At 64.1% G+C, this 20,514-nt stretch carries 15 protein-coding genes; 1 reads left to right on the forward strand and 14 read right to left on the reverse strand.

The annotated features are described in order from the left end of the window. Positions 1-16: 16 nt before the first annotated feature. The 3 genes from ACN9MY_RS30750 to ACN9MY_RS30760 form a co-directional block, all read right to left on the reverse strand. Positions 17-409 carry a DUF779 domain-containing protein gene (locus tag ACN9MY_RS30750; RefSeq protein WP_426166202.1) on the reverse strand — a complete coding sequence of 131 codons (393 nt, stop codon included), beginning with the start codon at positions 407-409 and terminating at the stop codon, positions 17-19. Positions 410-431: 22 nt separating this feature from the next. Beyond that, positions 432-1,952 carry an aldehyde dehydrogenase gene (gene adh / locus ACN9MY_RS30755; RefSeq protein ID WP_426336622.1) on the reverse strand — a complete coding sequence of 507 codons (1,521 nt, stop codon included), beginning with the start codon at positions 1,950-1,952 and terminating at the stop codon, positions 432-434. Between the two features lie 127 nt (positions 1,953-2,079). Further along, the gene (locus ACN9MY_RS30760) at positions 2,080-3,018 is read right to left on the reverse strand and encodes a beta-propeller fold lactonase family protein (protein ID WP_426319678.1); all 939 of its coding nucleotides are present in this window, start codon (positions 3,016-3,018) and stop codon (positions 2,080-2,082) included. A gap of 150 nt (positions 3,019-3,168) precedes the next feature. Here ACN9MY_RS30760 and ACN9MY_RS30765 point away from each other — a divergent pair, with 150 nt between their 5' ends. Then, a complete protein-coding gene (locus tag ACN9MY_RS30765; protein ID WP_426336623.1) occupies positions 3,169-5,298 on the forward strand; it encodes a TonB-dependent receptor family protein in 2,130 nt (709 codons plus the stop codon). Here ACN9MY_RS30765 and ACN9MY_RS30770 read toward each other — a convergent pair. From ACN9MY_RS30770 to rtcA, 11 genes are all read right to left on the reverse strand, one after another. Next, positions 5,295-7,457 carry a TonB-dependent receptor gene (locus tag ACN9MY_RS30770; protein WP_426336624.1) on the reverse strand — a complete coding sequence of 721 codons (2,163 nt, stop codon included), beginning with the start codon at positions 7,455-7,457 and terminating at the stop codon, positions 5,295-5,297. The two genes, ACN9MY_RS30765 and ACN9MY_RS30770, sit on opposite strands and share 4 nt — an antisense overlap. Then, positions 7,454-8,269 (reverse strand): substrate-binding periplasmic protein, encoded by an 816-nt coding sequence (locus ACN9MY_RS30775; protein ID WP_426336625.1) that lies wholly within the window; start codon positions 8,267-8,269, stop codon positions 7,454-7,456. The genes ACN9MY_RS30770 and ACN9MY_RS30775 overlap by 4 nt, the downstream gene beginning before the upstream one ends. Before the next feature lie 12 nt (positions 8,270-8,281). After that, positions 8,282-8,743, reverse strand: a complete 462-nt coding sequence (gene pedF / locus ACN9MY_RS30780) for a cytochrome c-550 PedF (RefSeq protein WP_426336626.1) — start codon at positions 8,741-8,743, stop codon at positions 8,282-8,284. Positions 8,744-8,868: 125 nt separating this feature from the next. Beyond that, complete coding sequence (locus ACN9MY_RS30785) at positions 8,869-9,621, reverse strand: YfaP family protein (RefSeq protein ID WP_426166220.1); 753 nt, start codon at positions 9,619-9,621, stop codon at positions 8,869-8,871. Between the two features lie 4 nt (positions 9,622-9,625). Then, the gene (locus ACN9MY_RS30790) at positions 9,626-10,423 is read right to left on the reverse strand and encodes a YfaP family protein (RefSeq protein ID WP_426166223.1); all 798 of its coding nucleotides are present in this window, start codon (positions 10,421-10,423) and stop codon (positions 9,626-9,628) included. Continuing rightward, positions 10,420-12,105, reverse strand: a complete 1,686-nt coding sequence (locus ACN9MY_RS30795; protein WP_426336627.1) for a DUF2300 domain-containing protein — start codon at positions 12,103-12,105, stop codon at positions 10,420-10,422. Before ACN9MY_RS30795 ends, ACN9MY_RS30790 begins: the two co-directional genes overlap by 4 nt. Beyond that, on the reverse strand, positions 12,105-16,691 hold the full coding sequence (locus ACN9MY_RS30800) for an alpha-2-macroglobulin family protein (protein ID WP_426336628.1): 4,587 nt from the start codon (positions 16,689-16,691) through the stop codon (positions 12,105-12,107). Before ACN9MY_RS30800 ends, ACN9MY_RS30795 begins: the two co-directional genes overlap by 1 nt. Then, positions 16,628-17,290 (reverse strand): DUF1175 family protein, encoded by a 663-nt coding sequence (locus ACN9MY_RS30805; protein WP_426166231.1) that lies wholly within the window; start codon positions 17,288-17,290, stop codon positions 16,628-16,630. The genes ACN9MY_RS30800 and ACN9MY_RS30805 overlap by 64 nt, the downstream gene beginning before the upstream one ends. Then, on the reverse strand, positions 17,287-18,870 hold the full coding sequence (locus ACN9MY_RS30810) for a DUF2138 family protein (protein WP_426336629.1): 1,584 nt from the start codon (positions 18,868-18,870) through the stop codon (positions 17,287-17,289). The genes ACN9MY_RS30805 and ACN9MY_RS30810 overlap by 4 nt, the downstream gene beginning before the upstream one ends. Before the next feature lie 62 nt (positions 18,871-18,932). Beyond that, positions 18,933-19,499 carry a zinc-ribbon domain containing protein gene (locus tag ACN9MY_RS30815; RefSeq protein ID WP_426166236.1) on the reverse strand — a complete coding sequence of 189 codons (567 nt, stop codon included), beginning with the start codon at positions 19,497-19,499 and terminating at the stop codon, positions 18,933-18,935. Further along, positions 19,492-20,511: an RNA 3'-terminal phosphate cyclase gene (gene rtcA, locus ACN9MY_RS30820; RefSeq protein ID WP_426166239.1), complete on the reverse strand. Its 1,020-nt coding sequence runs from the start codon at positions 20,509-20,511 to the stop codon at positions 19,492-19,494. Before rtcA ends, ACN9MY_RS30815 begins: the two co-directional genes overlap by 8 nt. Positions 20,512-20,514: the final 3 nt, after the last annotated feature.

Genomic DNA, 20,514 nt, shown 5'->3' on the forward strand with positions numbered 1-20,514 from the left:
CCGATGGTGATGTATTTCACGTCCTGTCTCCTTTTTTATGGTCTATTTGCCCGAGTGCCGTGCACTCCTCGTCGGTGAACAGGCGCGAACGAAGCAGGAAGCGTTTGCCGGTGCCGTTATCGAGCGAGAACATGCCGCCGATGCCGGCCACCACATCCACGATCAGTTGGGTGTGTTCCCAGTACCCGTACTGTTCAAGCCCGATATAGAAAGGCGCGCCGCCCAGGCTGCCGAGGTAGACGTCGGTCTCGCTGACGTCGAACTCACCCGCCGGATAGCACATCGGCGCGCTGCCGTCGCAGCAGCCGCCCGACTGGAAAAACATGATCGGTCCGTGCCGCTGGTGCAGCTGGTCGATGAATTCCAGCGCCGGTGCGGTCGCCGTGACCCTGGCAATTGCGTTATCCATGCTTCGCCCCGCCTTTCCTGCCTCAGAAGAAGCCCAGCGCGTTAGGGTTGTAGCTGACCAGCAGGTTCTTGGTCTGCTGGTAGTGGTCGAGCATCATCTTGTGGGTCTCGCGGCCAATGCCCGACTGCTTGTAGCCGCCAAACGCAGCGTGGGCCGGATAGAGGTGATAGCAGTTGGTCCAGACGCGGCCAGCCTGGATGGCGCGCCCCATGCGGAAGGCGCGGCTGCCGTCGCGGCTCCAGACGCCGGCGCCCAGCCCGTAAAGGGTGTCGTTGGCGATCGCCAGCGCTTCGTCTTCATCCTTGAAGGTAGTGACCGATACCACCGGGCCGAAGATCTCTTCCTGGAAGATGCGCATGGTGTTGTCGCCTTTGAATACGGTTGGGCGCACGTAGTAGCCGCCTTCCAGGTCGCCAGCCAGCACTTGGCGCTCGCCGCCTGCCAGCAGTTGTGCGCCTTCCTGGCGGCCGATGTCCATGTAAGACAGGATCTTTTCAAGCTGCTCCTGCGAAGCCTGGGCGCCGATCATGGTGCCGTGGTCCAGCGGGTTGCCTTGCTTGATCGCTGCCACGCGTTTCAGCGCGCGTTCGATGAAGCGTTCGTAGATCGATTCCTGGATCAGCACGCGCGATGGGCAGGTGCAGACTTCGCCCTGGTTCAGCGCGAACATGGCGAAACCTTCCAGGCATTTGTCGAAGAAGGCGTCGTCGGCCGACATCACGTCTTCGAAGAAGATGTTGGGCGACTTGCCGCCCAGTTCCAGCGTGACCGGGATCAGGTTCTGCGCCGCATAGCCCATGATCAGGCGGCCGGTGCCGGTTTCGCCGGTGAAGGCCACCTTGGCGATACGCTTGCTCGAAGCCAGCGGCTTGCCCGCTTCCAGGCCGAAGCCGTTCACCACATTCAGCACGCCAGCCGGCAGCAGGTCGCCGATCAGCTCCAGCAACACCATTATGGAGGCCGGGGTTTGCTCGGCTGGCTTGAGCACGACACAGTTGCCGGCGGCCAGCGCAGGGGCCAACTTCCATACCGCCATCAGGATCGGGAAGTTCCATGGAATGATCTGGCCGACCACGCCGAGCGGTTCATGGAAGTGATATGCATAGGTTTCGGAGTCGACCTGCGCCACCGTACCCTCCTGGGCGCGGATGCAGCCGGCGAAGTAGCGGAAATGGTCGATCGCCAGCGGAATGTCTGCCGCCATCGTTTCGCGGATCGGCTTGCCGTTGTCGATGGTTTCAGCGGTCGCGATGAGCTGCAGGTTCTGCTCCATGCGGTCAGCCATCTTGTTCAGGATATTTGCACGCTCGGTCGGCGAAGTCTTGCCCCATGCAGCCTTGGCTGCGTGCGCGGCGTCCAGCGCCAGCTCGACATCCTCGGCGGTGGAGCGTGCGATCTCGCAGAAAGGCAGGCCGGTGATCGGCGTGATATTGGCGAAGTACTCGCCTTTGACCGGCGGGACGAATTTGCCGCCGATGAAGTTATCGTAACGGGTCTTGAAGGGATTGGCGACGCCCAGTTTGCTGATGTCGGCGAGATTCATGTCGTCCTCTATATTGAGTGGTTGTGGGTACTGCCTTATTCGCAATTGCCGTGCCAGCGGCTTTTGCTCCTTGGCCGAAGCACCGCGCAACAACAACTGTTCCAAACTTGAACAACTGTTGCGCAAATCAACGGATCACCACGCCCCAGGGCAGTTCGCCGACCGGGATATCAGCCACCTTGCGTGCGGTAGCGGTATCGATCACCGAGACTTTGTTGGAGCGGCCGTTGGCGACATAGAGCTTGCTGCCGTCCGGAGTGATCGCCATATTCCAGGGACGCTTGCCGACTGCAATCGTGGCGGTCACTTCATTGCGGGCGGTATCGATTCGCATCACGCTGCCGTCCATCCCGTTGGAGACGTACACGCTACGCCCGTCCGGGTGGACGGCGATGCCGTTTGCATTGCGTCCGGCGGGAATGGTGGCCAGCGTGCGCAGCGTGGCCGGGTCGATCACGTACACTGCATTCGCCATCTCGCACGCGACGTACACCCGGCTGGAATCGGGCGCGAAGCCGATCCCGCGCGGGCGCAGGCCTACCGCGACGGAGCCGGACTGGCGGCGCTGCGCCACGTCAATCACGTCGACCTGCTCCGCCTCCTCGGCGCTGACATAGAGGTAGCGGCTGTCCGGGCTGAAGACTGCGTGCTCCGGATTGCGGCCTTGCACCGGGATATCCGCCAGCCGCGCGTGGGTGACGGCATCGAACAGCGCCACGCTATTGCCCTCTTCCACGGCTACCGCCACCAGCTTGCCGTCCGGCGAGACGCTGACGCCCTCCGGCGAGCGCCCCAGCGCCAGCGTTACGCTGCTGCCCGCCATGCTGTCGATGGCCAGCAGGCTGCCGCTGGAGGCATCGCTGACAAAAAGCTGGCGCCCGCCCGGATCAATGCCGATGCCGCGCGGCCGTTTTCCGGCATTCAACTGGCGTACCACGCTATCGGTTGCGGTATCGATGACGCTGATGGTGCCGGACTTCTCGTTCGGCACATAGGCGAATGGCGCGGCAAAAGCGAGGCTGGCGGCGCCTGCAGCACACAATGCTGCGAACGGGTTTGCCTTCATGATGTCTCCTTTGGTATGGTGTGTGCCCGTTAGTTATGCAAGCGATATGCCAGCAAACGTGCGGCCTGTCGTTGGCTTGGCAGGCATATTGCTTATGTGATCGGGAGACCCGCGCAGCGGGCACGCTGAACCGATCCGAGGAGACTGAACATGAACCCCATTCGCTTGAACGCCATCGCCGCCCTGCTGGCCAGCCTGTTTTCCCCCATGCTGGCGCATGCTGCGTCGGCCGAAGCCACGCCGGAAGGCGCTGCGATCGCCGACGTTGTCGTCATCAGCGGCAGCCGCGTCGAGCATTCCAGCTTCGACCTGCCGGCCGCGATCAACGTGCTCGATGCACAGCACATCCGTGACGGACAGTTGCGCGTGAATGCCTCGGAGTCCCTGGCCGCCGTTCCAGGCGTGGTGGTGCAGAACCGGCAGAACTACGCACAGGACTTGCAGGTTTCTTCGCGCGGGTTTGGCGCCCGGTCGGCTTTCGCCGTGCGCGGCGTGCGCCTGATCACAGATGGCATCCCGGCCAGCATGCCGGACGGCCAAGGCCAGGCCGCTACCTTCAACCTGGACATGGCAGAGCGCATCGAGGTGCTGCGCGGCCCCTACTCCGCCATCTACGGCAACCATGCCGGCGGCGTGATCCAGCTCTTTACCCGCGACGGCGAAGGTGCGCCGACGGTGGAAGCCAGCTTTGCCGCTGGCAGCGACGGCCTGCGCAAGACCGACCTGAATGCGCAAGGAAGCGCTGCCGGCATAGGCTATGTGCTGGATGCCTCGCGCTTCGATACCGATGGTTACCGCGACCACAGCGCCGCCCGCCGCGACCAGGCGATGGCCAAGCTGACCATGCAGCCGCTACCCGGTGCGAAGCTGGTGCTGGTCGCCAACGGTCTGCGCCAGGAGGACACGCAAGACCCGCTGGGCGTAACCTGGGCCACTTGGCAACGCGACCCGCGTGCCGGCGAAATCGATGCCACCGACACGCAAGTACCCAAGCGCACGCTGGCGGAGCGCTATAACACCCGCAAGAGCATTGACCACCAGCAGGGAGGCGCCAGCTGGGACCAGCGCTTCGAGTCAGGCCGGCTGCACGTCGGCCTGTGGGGCGGCAATCGCCGCGTGACGCAGTTCCAGGCGTTTTCCAAAGGCTTCCAGGCGCCGGCCAGCCATTCGGGCGGAGTGGTCGACTTCGACCGCGATTTCTACGGCACCGACATCAACTGGCAGGACATGCGCGAACTTGCCGGCGGCAGGCTGACGACCACGGTGGGCGTCGAGTACGGCCGATCGAGCGATGACCGCAAGGGGTATGAGAATTTCATCGGCAATACGTTCGGCGTGCAGGGCAAGCTGCGGCGCGACGAGAACGACGTGGTGTCGAACACCGATCCCTACCTGCAAACGGAATGGCAGGGCGAACGCTGGCAGTTCACCGCGGGCCTGCGCCACAGCCGCATGCGAGTATCAGTGGACGACCATTTCCTGGGCAATGGCAATGACAGCGGCGCCCTGCGCTACAGCCGGACTACGCCCCTGCTGGGAGTTTTGTACAAGCTGTCGCCGGCGGTGAACCTGTATGCGACGGCGGCGCGCGGCTTCGAGGCGCCAACCTTGAATGAGCTGTTCTATTCCGGCACCGGTGCCGGTTTCAACTTCCAGTTGCGGCCAGCGCGCAGCACACACATCGAAGCAGGCATCAAGGCACGTGCCGGCGACACCCGAATCGATGCCGCATTGTTCCAGGTGCGCACGCACGATGAACTGGTGGTCGATGCTTCGAGTGGCGGCCGCACCAGCTACCGCAACGCCAGCGAAACCCTGCGCCAGGGCGCCGAAGTATCGTTGGACAGCAAGCTGGGGGCTGGCTTCAGCGGGCGCGTGGCAGCCACCTTGCTGAAGGCGACTTACGAAAAGCCCTTTGGCAGCGTGCGTGAAGGCGCCCGTTTGCCTGGCGTGCCGCGCGCCAGCCTGTTTGCCGAACTGGCATGGAAGTCCAGCGGCGAGCACTTCACTGCAGCGTTGGAATCACTTTCGGTGGCGAGCGTGTATGCCGAAGATGCGAATGCCGACAAGCCAGCGCCTGGCTACAGCATCCTGAATGCGCGTGTGGTCGCAAAGCAGTCGACAGGCGGATGGCGCATCAGCGAATTTGCGCGCCTGAACAACCTGGCCGATCGCCGTTACATCGGTTCGGTGATTGTCGGCGACAGCAACAAGCGCTATTACGAAGCCGCTCCCGGACGCAACTGGGTGATGGGCGTCAGCGCCCAGTACCAGTTCTAGTAATTGATGCGCAGCCCGGCTGTCACCGTGCGTGGTGCGCCGGGCGCCACGAAGCGGGCCTCTTGCGCCTGGCCTGTGGAGAAGAAGTCGGCAGCCATCGCGCCGAAGGTTTCATATCGGCGATTGGTGGCGTTATTGATACGCACCTGCCATTCCCATTTTTCATTCGGACGGTAGCTGGCTTGCAAGCCAAGCAGGGTATGGCCGCCAACGCGCCAGCCCGGCCGCGCGCCATCTTCGTTGCCAAGGATGGCCATGCTGGAGGCGGCTTGCAGGGTAGCGCTCAATGACAGTGCCTCCGACACGTGCCAATCTGCGCCAAGCTTGAAAGTGTGGCGCGGCAGGCCTGCCATCCGTGTGCCTTTCCGTACCGTCACGTCGCGGCTACCGGTGAACAGGCTGCCATCTGCGCCGTACACGGCATCGAGGAAGCTGTAGACAATCGTCAACTGCACACTGGCGGCGCGCAAGCTGGCCGTGATGTCTGCCCCTTGATGCCGTGTGCGGGGAAAGTTGGCAAAGTAGCCGTGCTGGGAGACGCCGGCTGTGCGGAACAGGATGTCGTCCCTGTTTTGCGTGCGATAGATGGCCAGCGAAGCTTGCTGGCCATCCTGCTTCCAGCGAGCGCCCGCTTCCACGGTACGTGACACGACCTGCTTCAGGTATGGGTCCGATTGCAGGCCGACTGGCAAGCGGCAGGGTTGCTCGGGGTCCGCGCATCCCAGTTCGATCACGGTCGGTACGCGGTTGCTTTGGGAGGCATTGGCGAACAGCGTGAGCTTCGGGGCCGCCTGGTAGGTCACGCCGAGCGCTGGATTCAGCTTACGGTAGGTGAAGCGTTCGTGCTGCCCCGCGCCGTCATCGTGTCGGAGGGTGTTTGACAGGCGCGCCCAGGCGTAACGCGCGGAGGCGGTCAGGGACCAGTCACCGCCCAGCGTCCAGGTATCGCTGGCGAACAGGGAAGCGCTGCGTGCCATACCATCGACAGCTGCTTCCAGTTCCGGCTCGCTGCCGGGCAGCGCCAGCACTTCGCGCCGTGCGCCGAACTCCCCGGCCTGGCTGAACTGCGCGAAGGATACGCTGCTGCGGTCAAACGTCGTCCCAAGCGCCAGCCGGTGCGCACCGAGTGTACGCTGCCAGCTCGCATTTGCGCCCTGGCTGCGCTGCCGTGTCACGGCCGTGTTGAAGCTGGCGGGTACCGGATCGCCGCTACTGCCGTCTTCTGCGTCGTCGCCGACATCGCCGTTCACGCCATCGCGCCGGCTACTGCGGGCGTAAGCGGACAAGGATAGCTGCGCTCCCCCATCGAGATGCCTGAGCAGGCTGGCCTGCACCTGGCGCAACTGGTTGCGGCTGCGGTCAGGACTGGTGTACACCGCCCGCCGGTCGGCTTGGTACAAGCCGTCCGGCAGCAGGCCGTTCCCCACCAGCCGACTGCCGCCTGCCAATACCGATATGTCCCATTCGAAAGGCCCCGCGCTGCGCCCTGCCTTGGCGAACAGCCTGGCCAACTGCCCCCGCGAGTCGGCCCGCCAGCCGCGGTCGTGGAACAAGGTGGCCGCCACATAGCTGTGCCATCCGCCATCGCTATGCGCTCCGTGCGACAGCTCCACTTGCCGACGTCCATAGCTGGCGCCAGTGACGCTGATGCTGCCGCCCGGATCATCCCGTCCATTGCGCGTCACCAGCACCAGCGCCCCGCCCAGCGTATTCAGTCCATACAGCGGGTTCGATCCCGGCGCCAGCAGCACTTTCCCGATGGCGGCTTCCGGCAGCATGTCCCAATTCACGACATCGCCGAACGGCTCGTTCACCCGCACGCCGTCGAGATAGACCGACAATCCCTGCGCAGTGCCAAGCAGCGGCGACGCCCGGAAGCCCCGATACGTCACGTCATGCTGGTAGGGACTGCCGGAAACCTCATTCAGGTTGACGCCCGCCAGCGTGCGCGCCATGGTTTCCGCCAGGGTCTCGCCCTGCAGCGGTACTGCGCCAAGCTGCACGGCATACGGCAGCAGACGGCGGTCGGTGACGAGGGCGGCAACAGGTGCAATGCCGACGATCTCCACCGACGGAATTCCGCCGCCCGCACCGCCTTCCTCGCCACGCGCTGCCGCCGCAAGGAGCGCCAGCAGCCCGCCCAAGGCGCTGCGCTTCATGGCTTTGCCAGTTGCACGCCATGGCGCGCAAAGATCTCCTTCAGCTCACCGCTGGCAGCCAGTTCATTCAAGGCCGCCTGCAGTTTGCGCGCCGCCTCAGTATTGTCCTTGCGCACCGCCATGCCAACCGCCCACCCGGCGCGCGGCAGGCGCTGGAAACTGACCTGCTCCACCGGGAAAGCAGGGTCGCCTCGCAATTCGGATTCGATCTCCGAGCGCGTCGCCAGCACCGCATCCAACTCACCGGCCTTGAGCTTTTGCAGAGCCTCGGCCGCCGTGTGGAACAGATGCACCTGGTCGCGGAAACGCCCATTCCCCTCCCCCAGCATCACCATGCCCGCCAGGGAAACCTGCTCCACCCCAATGCGCTTGCCCGCGAGGGAAGCCATGCCATCGAACACGGGAATGCTGCGTGCACTGCGCACCAGGCGCACTGCCTCCACGTGGTAGGGCGCGAAGATCTCCACCTTGTCGTTGGACGCCATCAGCGCGCGGTCCACCGGTACGTGCAGCATGACGTCCGCCGGGCCGTAGCCCAGGTAGTGCCCCTTCCATACCATATTACGCAAGTCGTCGTTCAGGTTTTCACCCGCAGGGAAAGGCAGCAGGCTCAGTTTCAGCGACAGCTTGCGGGCCAGGGCCGCAGCCAGGTCGACATCGACGCCCTGGCCTTTGTCGGAGAACGGGGCGAACTCCTGGTAGACGGCGACCTTCAGGATGCCGGTTTCAGCATGTACCGGCAGTGCAGCCACCAGCAAGGCGCAGCAGATCAGCAGCATAGCGCGGAGGCCGCGCAGGCGCAGGATAAGCATGGCGGCCTCGCGTCAGTTGGTAACGCGACGGGTTTCCAGGTAGGTCTTGATGGCCCACATGGCTTCCTGGTTGAAGACCCCTTCGAACGGCGGCATGTACACGGCGCCGTTACGTACCTTGCCGCCGCGGATCGAGGTCAGGAAGTAACGGTCGATCTCTTTGTAGCACGCCTGCTTCTTGGTCTCGTTGCGCATGCCGACGCAATCGCGGTCCAGCATGCGCAGGTCGGGGGCAATGCCGCCGGAAACTGCTTCCAGGCCGTGGCAGCGGGCGCAGTTCTGGTTATAGGCGGAAGAGCCGATCTTCAGCGCCAGCTTGTTGTCTTTGTAAGGGTTTTCATCGCGCCATTTATCGCCGAGGACTGGCAGGCCGGTCGTGTCGACGCCCTGCGGCGTCACATTTCCGTGTGCGACGGCGAACGATGAGGTGGTAACTGCGGCCGCTGCGGCAACGGCAAGGATCAGGCGTTTCATGGATGTCTCCTGCATGGTGTGGTTGTAATACCCATGCAGGAGCAAACGGCGTGCCATGATTTTCCGCCTTGTGGGGCAGGACAGCTGCTCCAGTTTGGAACACCTGTCACAGGCCAGGTGTCACATCAGGGATAGACGAAGGACTTCACCAGGGTCAGTTCGCCCGCGGCACGCAGCGGCACCATGAAGGTCTGCTGCTTTTCGCTCGGCGTGTTCTCATTGGTGATGATCGAGACGGTGGCCACGGTGATGACCTGCTTCTCGGAGTTGCCGCCGAAATAATTCACATAGACGTGGTAGTTGCCCTTGGCCGGCGCCGGGCTGGAATAGATCTCCGGGCCATAGCCGCCGGTGACGTCGACATCCAGCCCGCTGCCGTCGGGCAGCATGCGCTGGCCAAACCAGGAGTGGCCGCCACTCGGCGTGATCACGTGCAGGTCGACATCGGTGCCCGGACTGTCCCAGGACAGCACAACCCGCAGGCGCGACTTGGTCTTGCCGCTGTAGCTGTCGTAGAACTGGCTGCGCGCGCGGCTCTTGCCGTCCGGCGAACGCACTTCGACGCCGTTCGAGCCGGGGCCGAAGATGTAGGGACGCGCAAAGCTGCCATCTTCCTGCAACTCGACCGGCATGGCGACGCCGTTGACAATCAGCTTGGCTGGCTTGTTCCGGCCGGCGCCCGCGATCTTGCCGCGGATCTGCGCCGTTTCGGCCTGCCCTGGCTGCATGTTCACGACCGATGCCGGGTAATTTACGGTCTGGGTGTACTGCTCCTCGCTGCCGCCCGAATGGCGCCAGCCGCTCTTGGGCGATTCAATGCTCACTTGCGCCATGGCGCAGGCGGGCAACAGCAACAGCGGGAGGCAGAGTTTCTTCATGTGCTCAATATACAAAGGATTTAACAAGGGTCAGGTCGCCGATTTTGCGCAGGGGGACAACGAAATCCTGCCGCTTCTCGCTAGCGGTGTTTTCGTTGAATACCAGGGTGATGCGCGTCGTGATGATGGGGCGCTGGCGCGTAGCTTCGTCAAAGTGGTAGCCCGAGCTGCCGAAATTGCCCCAGTAATTCACCCACACCTGGTAGGTACCGTGCAGCGGCGAGGTCATGGTGAACATTTCCGGACCGGGCCCGTCCACGCTGTCCGCATCCAATCCTCCGCCATTGGTGAGGAATGGGTGCGCAAAGAAGGCGTGCTGGCCATCCGGCGTAATGATGTGCAGGTCGATCTCGGCCTGGTTATCGTCCCAGGCGCCGATGATGCGCAAGCGCGGCTGCGGACGGCTGGTGTCCGCCTCGTAGAACTGCATGCGCTTCAGGGACTTGCCGTCCGGCGAACGGATTTCGACGCTGTTGGAACCGGAACCAAACGCATAGCCGCGCGCATAGCGGCCTTCGTCGTCCGTATACAGCGGCGTCGGGTTGCCGTTCACGATCAGCTGGTGGAAGGGTCGCTTGGTGCTGATCTTGGCCAACTGGCCGCGAATCATGGTGCGGTTTTTCTGCGCGCCGCGGTCGATCAGCGAATATGGATAGCTGACGGCGAGCTCGCCGGATTTGTCGGTCATGCCGGCACGATTCCAGCCACCGACGGGTCCCGTCAGCGTCTTGTCCTGCGCCAGCAAAGGCGCGGCGGCCAGCGCCAGCATCAGTGCGGAACTTAATTGGATGCGTGTTTTCACATAGCCTCCTGTGAGAGGTCATTCAGGCGGCGCGCCAGGCGCTCCACGTAGTCTTCGTCCTGCCCGCGCGGGTGGCGGCGCAGCCCGATGTGCAGGTATTCGTGCGCCAGCGTGATGCGGTCTTCGCGCGTCGCCAGCGGCCGCATGAAGATGCGGTTGCGCGACTGTTCGGAATACGGCGAACCGGCCGTCAGTGCGCACACGGCTGGCAGCTGCGCCGGCGCTTCGTAGCCATCCTCGCGGCGCAGCATGCGCTCCCAGCGCGGCAGCGCATAGGCCAGCCACTGCTCGTTCTTTGCGAGCCGGGCACAGGTGGTTCCGGTATTTCCCGCAATGGCGAGGGTTGTGTGGGGGTAGGCTGCGGCCAGGATGTCATCGAAACCTTTGCCGGCGCGCGCCTGCGCCTGCGCGTCGCTCCAGGCCAGGACGTTGGCACTGCCTTTGGTGCTGTGGTACTGCACCTGCGCGCCATCGAGCACCAGCTGGTCCGTCCAGCGCGCCACTTCCAGTGCGGCGGCGCTAGCCGGATTGGGACTGACGCGCTGGGTGGCGCTGCTGTCTGTAATGTACTGGCAGGACTCAGCGCGACGCGCGTTCTGCTGCAGGTAAGTCCGGGCCGCGATCGCGAAGGCACGCGCAGCTTCCGGCTCGGTGGTGCCGGCCTCGCGGTCGATCACGCGCGCAACGTATTCGTTCACGCCCATGCGGCCGCGAATCTGCGACTTGCCGTTCGCACCGGTAGCCAGCGTCAGCTCACCGCTGCTGCGGATCGGCAGGCTCTTGCCGTTTTCAAACTGCACCACGTAGCGGCCATTCAGCGCACCGGGCGCCGCCAGGCCTTCCGCTGTGCGCACGGAACGCACCGGGTAACGAGCGAAATAGTCGACCACGACGCAGCCGCTGTCTTCCGCTGCCTGCATGGGCGGCAAGGCTGCGGCAATTTGCGGCGCCCATTTCTGGAAGATGCCGGTGCTGCTGTCGCTGCCGCCAAACCATACCGGCGTGCCGTCGGCAAGCCAACCGGCCGCACCGCCCAGCCTTGCATCCGCGCGCTTGGGGTGATGCCATGAGTAGGTCTTCACGCGCAGCTGGCTGCCGAACCAGCGCACGCTGCCAGCGCCGCGGCCGTCCAGCACCACACGCAGCAGGGCTGCTTCCGCTTCCGTGCGGCTCGCGGGCGGAATGCTGCCCAGCACGCGCAACAGGCTGCCGAGCGTCACAAGGCGGGCCGGCTCCAGGCGAGCTGGATCGGCCAGCCAGGCGAATTCACCGGCGGGCGCGCTGCCAAGCCGGCGCGTCCAGTATTCCTGCCACGGACGCTGTGCGATTCCAAGGCGTTCCGGCGCGAAGAACAGGCCGCAGGATTGGGCCAGCGCGGCGTCCCGGCCGATGCTGCCGCCGGCTTCGCAGCAATATACTTCCTCCTGCTTGCGGCCGCCGCAGTTGTAGTCTGGAGTGGGCAGCTTGCTGTCCACCGCGTACACATAGACAAACAGCTTCCACAGGCTGCCAAGCGGGATCTCGGCGCTGGCGGCCATCGCTTGCGCCGCCGATGCGCTGCGCTGCTGCAGCTGCACTGCCTGTACCTTGCCGTCGCGCCACCATGCCAGGTCGAGCGAGGCCGCCGCCGCGACAGGCGCAGCGCAGGCCAACAGCAAGGCGGGCAGCAGGCGTGGCAGCATTACTCGAATTTCAGCGTACGCGTGGTCTTGCCGCCGCCTTCAAAGGCTTTTTGCTCCGGCTGGTACATGCGATGGAAGCGGCTCGGCGGCAGGGTGTAGCTGCCCTTCTGGCCGAAGCGCAGCAGGTGGCGCACGACCACTTCGCCGCTCAGCGGCTCGATCGGCACGGCATAGCCGTCGCGGCGCTCGACGTGGCGTGCACGTTCCAGTTGCACAGGCTCGTCGCCTGCCAGCTTCATGCCCCAGGTGGTCGATTCGACCATCGCGCCCGGTGGCAGGGCCACCTCCAGCAAGCCAAAGCGGTGCGTCGCGCTGCCGGCTTTGAGCTTGATCTCGTCCATGTAAAGTTCGTCCGTGCGCAGCGCTTCACCCGGCTTGACCAGTTCCATGGTGTAGCCCTTGGAGCCGGCTTTCATGCGCAGGATGCGGCGCTCGATGCCGACATCCAGCGAATGCGCTTCGACGGCGCGGCTGTCATATTGCACGATCGCGACGGTACCGGCCGGCGCGGCCTGCGCCAGCTTCAGTTGCTCCGGCAGGGCCTTGGCATCGGTCCAGCGCCATACCGGCTGGCCGCTGCGGCTGTCCATCTGCTGCCATGCGCCTTCCAGCGCCGCCACAGGCGGCCTTGCGGCAGGCGATCCACCCAGTTTCTTCTGCACCCAGACCAGGGTCAGGGCACGGTCCATGGTCGGCATGTCGGCACGCACGGCCGACAGCACTGCGTCGGCCTGCGTTGCCGGCAGCTCGCCGGCCAGCATCAGCAGGGCCTGGGCCACCGGCGCCGGCGAGACGCGCAGTGCTGCCCATGCCTGCGGCAATTGCTGCTGCAACTGCGTCGGCAGGGCAATGCCGTTCTGCGCTGCGACGACGGACGTCAGCCCGATCGCCATGGAACGGGTCACGCTGTCCTGGCCATCAGCCAGCAGCACGCTGCTGGTGACGCCTTGCTTGCGCGGCGTAGCGCCGACTTCCAGGCTCGACGCATCCGCTACCAGGCTTTCCGCCAGAGTCTTCGTCGGCAAACCCATTTCATGCATCATCCACAGGCTCATGGCGCGCTCCAGCGGCGCGTTGTTCTTGCCATGCTCGCTGTAGACGCTGACCAGGTTGTTCCAGTGCTCGCCCGGCAGCTCCAGGCGCAGAGCGCGCGAGGCATACCAGTCGGCGTAGTAAGCGTAGGACGTCATCAGCGCGTCGCCTTGGGTTGCCGGGCCCCACCAGCTGAAGACGGCGTTCGGACCGGCCATGGATACCAGTCGCAGGCGCTGCGCCTGCATGATGGCCATCAAGCGCTCGCGTACCAGGCCGGCGTCCGCCGGCATGCTTTGCGTTGCCATGGTCAGCGGGATCAGGCGGCTGGCCGTCTGCTCCACGCAGCCATACGGGTAGTCGATCAGGTCATCGGCAATGCGGGCGAAGTGGCTCGCAGCGCCTTGCGCGAAGGAGACGCGGATATTGCGTGCATCGGCCGGCAGTTTCAGCGCGTTGTCGGTGCCGGTCAGCGCGACGCTCATGCTGCGCGGGCTGGTCCAGGCGGCAGGCTGCTCCTGCACCTTGGTGTCCAGCGCATCAACCAGCTTGCCGTCCTGCTTCACCTCCAGGCGCAGCGGCGCGGTGCCGACGGCAACCGGGAATTCGACGTAGTTCACGCCCGGCTTGGCCGACAGCTTCTCCACTTTAGGCTGCGGACCGCCGGACAGCGTCACCTCCAGGGATTTCGTATCGCTGGTCTGGTTGAAGATGGCGACGGAAGCGCGCGGCGCGTCGCCGGTGCGCAGCCAGTCCGGCGACGTCCACTTGGCGTAGAACGATTTGTCCGAGCGCAGGTAGCCGGTGCGCTGGCCGACGCGGCCCTGCGCATCCATGGCACGGCCAGTGATGCGCCAGCGGGTCAGCGCATCCGGCATGGTGAAGGTGACGCGCGCCTTGCCGTCCGCATCGGTCTTCAGCGAGGGCGCCCAGAACGCGGTATCGATATTGTCGCGGCGCGGGCGTTCCAGCACTTTCACGCCACGTTCGTTGTAGTTGTGGCGTGCCGGTACGTTCTCGCGACGGCCTTGCGCCATGTCGTAGCTGATGAAGGACAGGCTGGCCGTGGTGCGCACGTTGTTGCGGCGAGGGTGGTAGAAGAAGTCCGCGATATCGGGGGCGATTTCCGGCTGCAGCACGTAGATCATTTCATCCACCACGCCCAGCGCCACCAGGGTGGACAGCGGCTTGCCGTCCAGCTGTGCCGTCACATCGAGCGTGACTTTTTCCCCCGGCTGGTAGACCTCCTTGTCGGTCTTGAAGGTCAGCGCAATGCGCGGCTCAATCACCTGCAAGCCGGCGTTCTGGAACACAAAGTCGCCATTGCGGGTGTACGCCACGGAGAAGGTCATGTTCGGCCCGTGCTCCTCCTTGACCGGAATGCGTACGCGCCACTGATTCTTCGCCACGCGCTTGGCCTGGTACCAGTCGGCGCTGCCGCCCATCAAACCGTATTGCTCCACCTTGTCGCGTTCCATGGTCAGCAGGGCCTGGTCGACCGCGTCTGAGAAGGTTACCAGCGCTTCGGCAGTTTCGCCTGGGCGATAGCGCACCTTGTCCATCACGATCTCGATGCTGCCTGGTGCCGCCTGCAAGCCTTCGCCGCTGACCCAGTGGCTGGCGCCCGCCAACAGGTTGCCGCGCTCGTCGCGCAGCGAGAGCTGGTAGGAGCCTGGCTTGGCGAAGTTCACGTCCCAGCCTTTGGCGGCAGGATCGAATTTCCCTTCGGTCTTTTCCTGTTTCTCGAGCTGCACCATCTCCCAGCGCACCGGGCGTGCTGCGCCCTGGCCGTCCGCCACCAGGTCGAAGTGCACCTGCTGGCCCGGTTCGGAGAAGGAGCGTGCAGCCTTCAATTGGTAGCTGCTGATGGAGCGTTCGATCATCAGCTCGCGCGTCGCCTTGACGCGGTAGGCCGCGCCGTCGGTCGCCATCACGGTCAGCACATAGCGCGACGGATCAGCGGCCGGCGGCAGCGTGAACGAGTAGTCGCCGCTGCGGTCGGTCTCCGCTTCCTCAGTCTTCAGCTGCACCGGGAACATGCCGCTATAGCGCAATTCGCCTTCCACCATGGTGTTTTGCTGGCCGCGCAGAGACAGCGACAGCTTGGCGTTCTTTACGGGCTTGCCGTCCGGGTAGCGCAGAGAGATCGTGCCGCTGACTTTTTCGCCGGTCTTGAATTCCGGCTTGGCCGGCTGGACGTTGATTTCGAAGTGAGGCTTGACGTATTCCGCCACGCGGAACGCAGCACCGTACAGGCCATCCTTGTAGCTGAAACGCAACTCATAGCCGCCAGCGGTGGCCTGCTCCGGCAGGCGGAAACGGGTTTCCGTGCCAGTTTCCGGCGACAGTTGCAGGGTTTGCGTCAGCACCGGCGTGCCGTTCGGATCGAACACGGTCAGGCCGATCGGCGCCGCAGCGGCAGCCTGCGACAGGCGCGCCGACTTGAATTCGCGGCCGAGGAACTTGACGTTCACTTCATCGCCAGGACGGTACAGGGGACGATCCGTCACCGCATACATCTTGGTGTTATAGATCTCGCTGTCGTAGTAGAAGTTCTCCGACACGAACACGCCGCCACTGCGGTCTTCGCCGATCACATAGGTGTGCTCAGGGCTGCTGCGCTCCATCGACACTACGCCGTCCCTGGCGGTCGTGCCGGATTGCAGAACGCCGGTGCCGTCGGTCCACATCACGTTGGCATCGGCCACGGCGGCGCTGTTGTCGCGGCGCGCGGCCCATACCAGCATCTGGCCGGATGACACCTTGGTCACCGCCATGGTGTCGGACACGAATACCAGCGTGGTCGCACGGTGCTCGCCGATGATGGCTTCCACCAGGTACAGGCCCGGCTTGCGCTTGCCGACGGGGATCATCACATTGCCGCTATTGCCGGCAATGAATTCGCTGCTGGAGCCGTCCATCTTGACGCCCTTCGGCGGCTCGATTGCCTTCGCCTGCCAGATCGGATAGCGGAAGCTGTCCACCATCTCGAAGCCCTTGATCGGCTTGTATTGCGGATTGTTGGCGAATACGGTGGCGCGCTTCATCGCTTCGCCGTTCGTCGCCAGCTTGGGCTGGTTGGTAGTCACCGCGTGGCGGGCTTCGGACGAGAAGATCCGGCGCCATGCCAGGCGCGATTGCTTCCACCAGCTGTCCCACAGGAAGCTCAGGGCATTGGCCAGGCCCTCGCCCTGGTAATTGCCGTCCACCTGCACCCGGTGCAGGTTGCGCTGCTTCTTCAGGAATTCCAGCGGCTGCGGCACGCGGTACACCACGATGTCCGCACCGGAATACTGTTCAAGCTGCGAGCGGCCGAAGTCGCGGCCGGGCACTTCCAGGCGCACGCGCGCCTCGTCCGTGCTGCCATAGCTGGCATCGGACAGCAGGAAGAACGGCTCGCCCTTGAACAGCGTATAACCGCTGGACGGCGCCTCCTGTGCCGACGCGCCGGCCAGCGCGGTCAGCGCCAGCAGGCCTGCGAGGCACAGCTTCAGGACAGAAATGACAGCCGGAACACGCCGGCGAAGTTGGGATTGTTGACCGCTGGTTGCCACCGCGTGTCCTTCCATGTCGTTAGTTGTTGAATATCGACGGTACGGAGACCGTTATCTGTCGGGGTGACGGTGCCAGTGTGGTAAGCGATATGCGCCCCCATCCACACCATCAAATGTTGTTCGTCGCCCTGGTCGTAGAACAGCAGGTCGCCGGGAAGCGCCTGGCTGATTTCCCGCGCCACAAAGCGGCTGTTGTGCTGTACCAGCGCCAGCGCCGTGACGAAGTGGCCTACCTTGCCCTCGCCTTGCACCCAGCGGTTGCGCAGGGCTGCCTGTTGCGGCGTCAGGTCCAGTTCCGGCGGCAGGCGCCGGTCGCTGGCGATGCCGTTGGCACGCATCCACCTGGCGTCGTGCACGGACAAGGCTTCGTTGACGGCAAAGCGCACCAGGCCTGCGCAATCGCGGTGGTGCCAGCGCGGCGAAGGCCCTTGTTCGACCTGGGCGCTGATGATGCGCAGCATCCACGCCTGGAAGGCGCGCGACTGTGCCTGCGACAGGCGTACCTGCGCATCATTGGCACTGGTCAGCGCCAGCACCCGTGGCGCCGCTACAGCAGCGGCGCACGCGGCCAGCAGGCGTAGCGTACTGCGACGCTTCATTTGCCCGCTGCCTGCCATTCCAACGGCTGCCACGCAACGCCTTTGCTTGGCACGGACTTGAGAACCATGCGGTAAGGCGGATACTTCTTCAGCGCCTGCAGGCGCGGCACCAGGTGCGCGTCGACTGCGCCGCGCAGGACCGGCTCGCGCTGGCTTGGCAGGGTATTGAAGCTCTCTTCTTCGATCAGCTTGGCCAGCGAAGCCGGTGCGATCAGGCCCACGGTATGCTTGGCATCCGGCAGCAGGTCCGAGGCGGCAGGCATTTCCTTGCGCTTCACAGCCAATACCTGGTCGACCAGCTTGGCGTCAGCCGAGAAAACCACGGTCTTGCCGCTGATCGCCAGCGTTGGCGTGGTGTCGCCCTGCGCGGTGGAAACCGCGCCGCTCCAGCGCAATTCACCCTTCTTGCCTTGCTGCTTCTCGACGCCCTTGCCGTCGCGGATCGCCGTCTGGAACAGGCTTTCGAACAGCGCCTCGTTGCCGCCGGCGCGGTTGGCCACGAATACCGGCGTATGCAGGCGGGAGTTGCCATACCAGCAGGCGGCAACCGGACCACTCAACTCGGTTGCCAGCGGCAGCACCGGCTGGCTGGTCTTGCCGCTGATGCTTTTCAGCACCGGCTGCAGGCTGTTCCAATCCACCGGCAGCGTGAAGCAGCTGCTTGGGTTGTACGGCAGCGCGCTCCACAGGGCGCTGCTGTCATAGCCCTCTTTTGGCAGCTTGGCCGCATCAAGCAGCACTTGCGAGCGCCAAGCGCCCTTGCTGAAATCGAAGCGCAGCGCTTCCAGACCAGCGAAGAAAGGCTGGTAGCCGAAGGACAGGAAATCTGCCTTGATGGCGATGCTATGGCCGTCCTGTGCGGCTTTCTCGAAGTGGAACTGGTCGTGGAAGACTTTCTGCTGCGCGGAATCCTTTCCCAGCAGCTTGGCGACCGTGGTTTGCGCCTTATCGTCGCTTACCTTGCGGTCGGCGCCATACAGCATGCCAGGGTGGGACAGGATCACCATGCGGTCGCCGTGGGCTGCGAACAGCAGGTTGCGCTGGTAGGCATAGTTCAACGCGTACACCGGCACCTTGTCGTCATCGACGCGCAATTCGCCGGCGACAGTGAGCTGGGTATCCTTCAGCGCCACCTTGCCCGCTTCTTCCAGCACGCGCGCCAGCTTGCCCCGCGAGACGGAGATCACATAGTGTTTGAGGGAGCCATCGGCATCGCGCCACATGGCCACTTCCGCCGGCTCGTCCAGCACCATGCGGATCAACTGGTCGCCCCATCCCAGCTCATGCTCGTAGGCGATGCGGCGCAGGCTGCCCTTCAAGCCCAGGCGGTCTTCGGTCTGCTCGTAATAGAACAGGAAGTCCTCGCGCAGCACGTCGCGCGCCAGCGGCACGGTCAGCAGATCACGCGGCAGGCTGGAAAGGCTTTTGGTAACGACCAGGGCATCCGGCTTGGATAGGTCGATCTTCAGGCTGTTGACAGGGCCAGTCATGGCGCCCCAGCCAAAAGCCCGGTAGGCGAAAACGCCGCCGGCAACGACAGCAACTGCCGCGGCGATCTTGGCCAAAGTCTTTTTGTTCATGGCGGGTCCGGCAAAGTTATATTAAATACAACGACGCCGAATTTTGCCATGGAGTAATCAAATTAGCTAGTCAAATTCGCAATCGTGCGGGCAGATTGCAGCAATCGCTGGAGCGCCTGGGTACCGTCGTACTCAGGAATCTGCCGCAAGGCAGCGTTTTTTATCCTTCCCAGATGGGACAGGTTTTTCAGTTTCCCTTGCTGGAACAAGAAGATGCAGTCATCCACGAAATACATCATCTCCTTACGTGACAGCGCGTCGCGCGCTTGCAGCTCCGCGTAGCGATCCATACGGCGCTTCGCTGCGTGCTGCTTGCGGCGGCACTCGACGCAACGCACGCAGTCGGCGTCAATGCAAAAGCCTAGCGTCTCGTACCAATAGCGCTGCTCGCGCGCATAAAAGATAAACGTACGGGAGCAATCCTCGCAGGTCTTCAGCATGTCCACATAGTATGGACGCGGATAAATTGTGTAGAGCTGCACGCTCACGTCTGCGCGAAGGGCTGTCTGCGGAAGAATCTGCGCGCTACCGTAACGCCAGTATGATTCGCGCACCTCCTGGTCGGTGAGATTGAGCGGCGAGCGGCGCGGCTTCCCGCGAAATCGCGGGTGCGGCACCACCTTATCCACGCTTTACCTCGCAATGGCAGCATGCATCGCGTTTATCGAAAGTGATCGCCACCGGCAGGAAGCGCGCGATCACTTCCGCGTTGGTGCGGGTGTGCTGCGACAGCACGTCCATGGTGAAGCTGCCGCCGCCGGCCAGCGCCATCGGAACCAGCAACTGGTCAGCCAGATGTTCGCTGACCGCAGCGCCCGATGCGATGAAGCGGCGCGCCTGTGCCACGGCGTCGCGCGCCACTTCTTCAGCGCGCCGGGCTTTTTCGCCGAAGGCGACGAAGACTTCCGTTACGTGCTCGTGGTCCAGCGTGATCAGCAGCGCGTTGCCTGGACCCCAGTTGTCCGGCAGCGTCTTGAAACGCAACTGGTCGCCAGACCAACCCATGGCACTCGCCACGCAATCCAGTTCACGCTTCGCAACACCACCCGGTACGGCAGCAACCAGGCTCTCAGCGAAGGCTTCGCGCCGTTCGCCGCGCGCATCCAATGCCAGGTGGCGCCAGGCTGCCAGCGGTTTCACGGTCGCCCGTACTGCGCCGCCGCCTGCAGGATAGAAGCCCGTGCGCTCCAGGTGGAATTCAAGCTGCGCGCCCATATCGGCCATGGCGCGGCCATAGGCGCGCTGCAGGAATTCGGCGGGCGGCGCCTTGGAGTTATGGGTGCCACCGCTGACGCGTACTACGGACTCACCCGGCGCATACAACAGCGCCGGCACCACGGTCTGCAATACCAGCGTGGAACTGCCGGCCGTACCGATCTGGAATTCATACACGCCGGCCTTGATCGCACCTGGCACGAACGACAGGCTGGTCGAGCCAAGGGCGTCGCCCTCGACTTTCGCGCCGGAGATTTCCGCGGCCGCCTTGACCGAAGCAAGGTGCTGACGCATCAAGCCCGGTTTCGAGCGGTTGGCGCGGATGTTCGAGATACGGAACGGCTGGCCAGTAATCATCGAGAGCGTCAGCGCGGTGCGCAGCACCTGGCCGCCGCCCTCCCCTTGGGATCCATCAATTTCAATCATTCT

The sequence above is a fragment of the Pseudoduganella sp. R-31 genome (assembly GCF_049913235.1).
GTDB lineage: Bacteria > Pseudomonadota > Gammaproteobacteria > Burkholderiales > Burkholderiaceae_D > Rugamonas.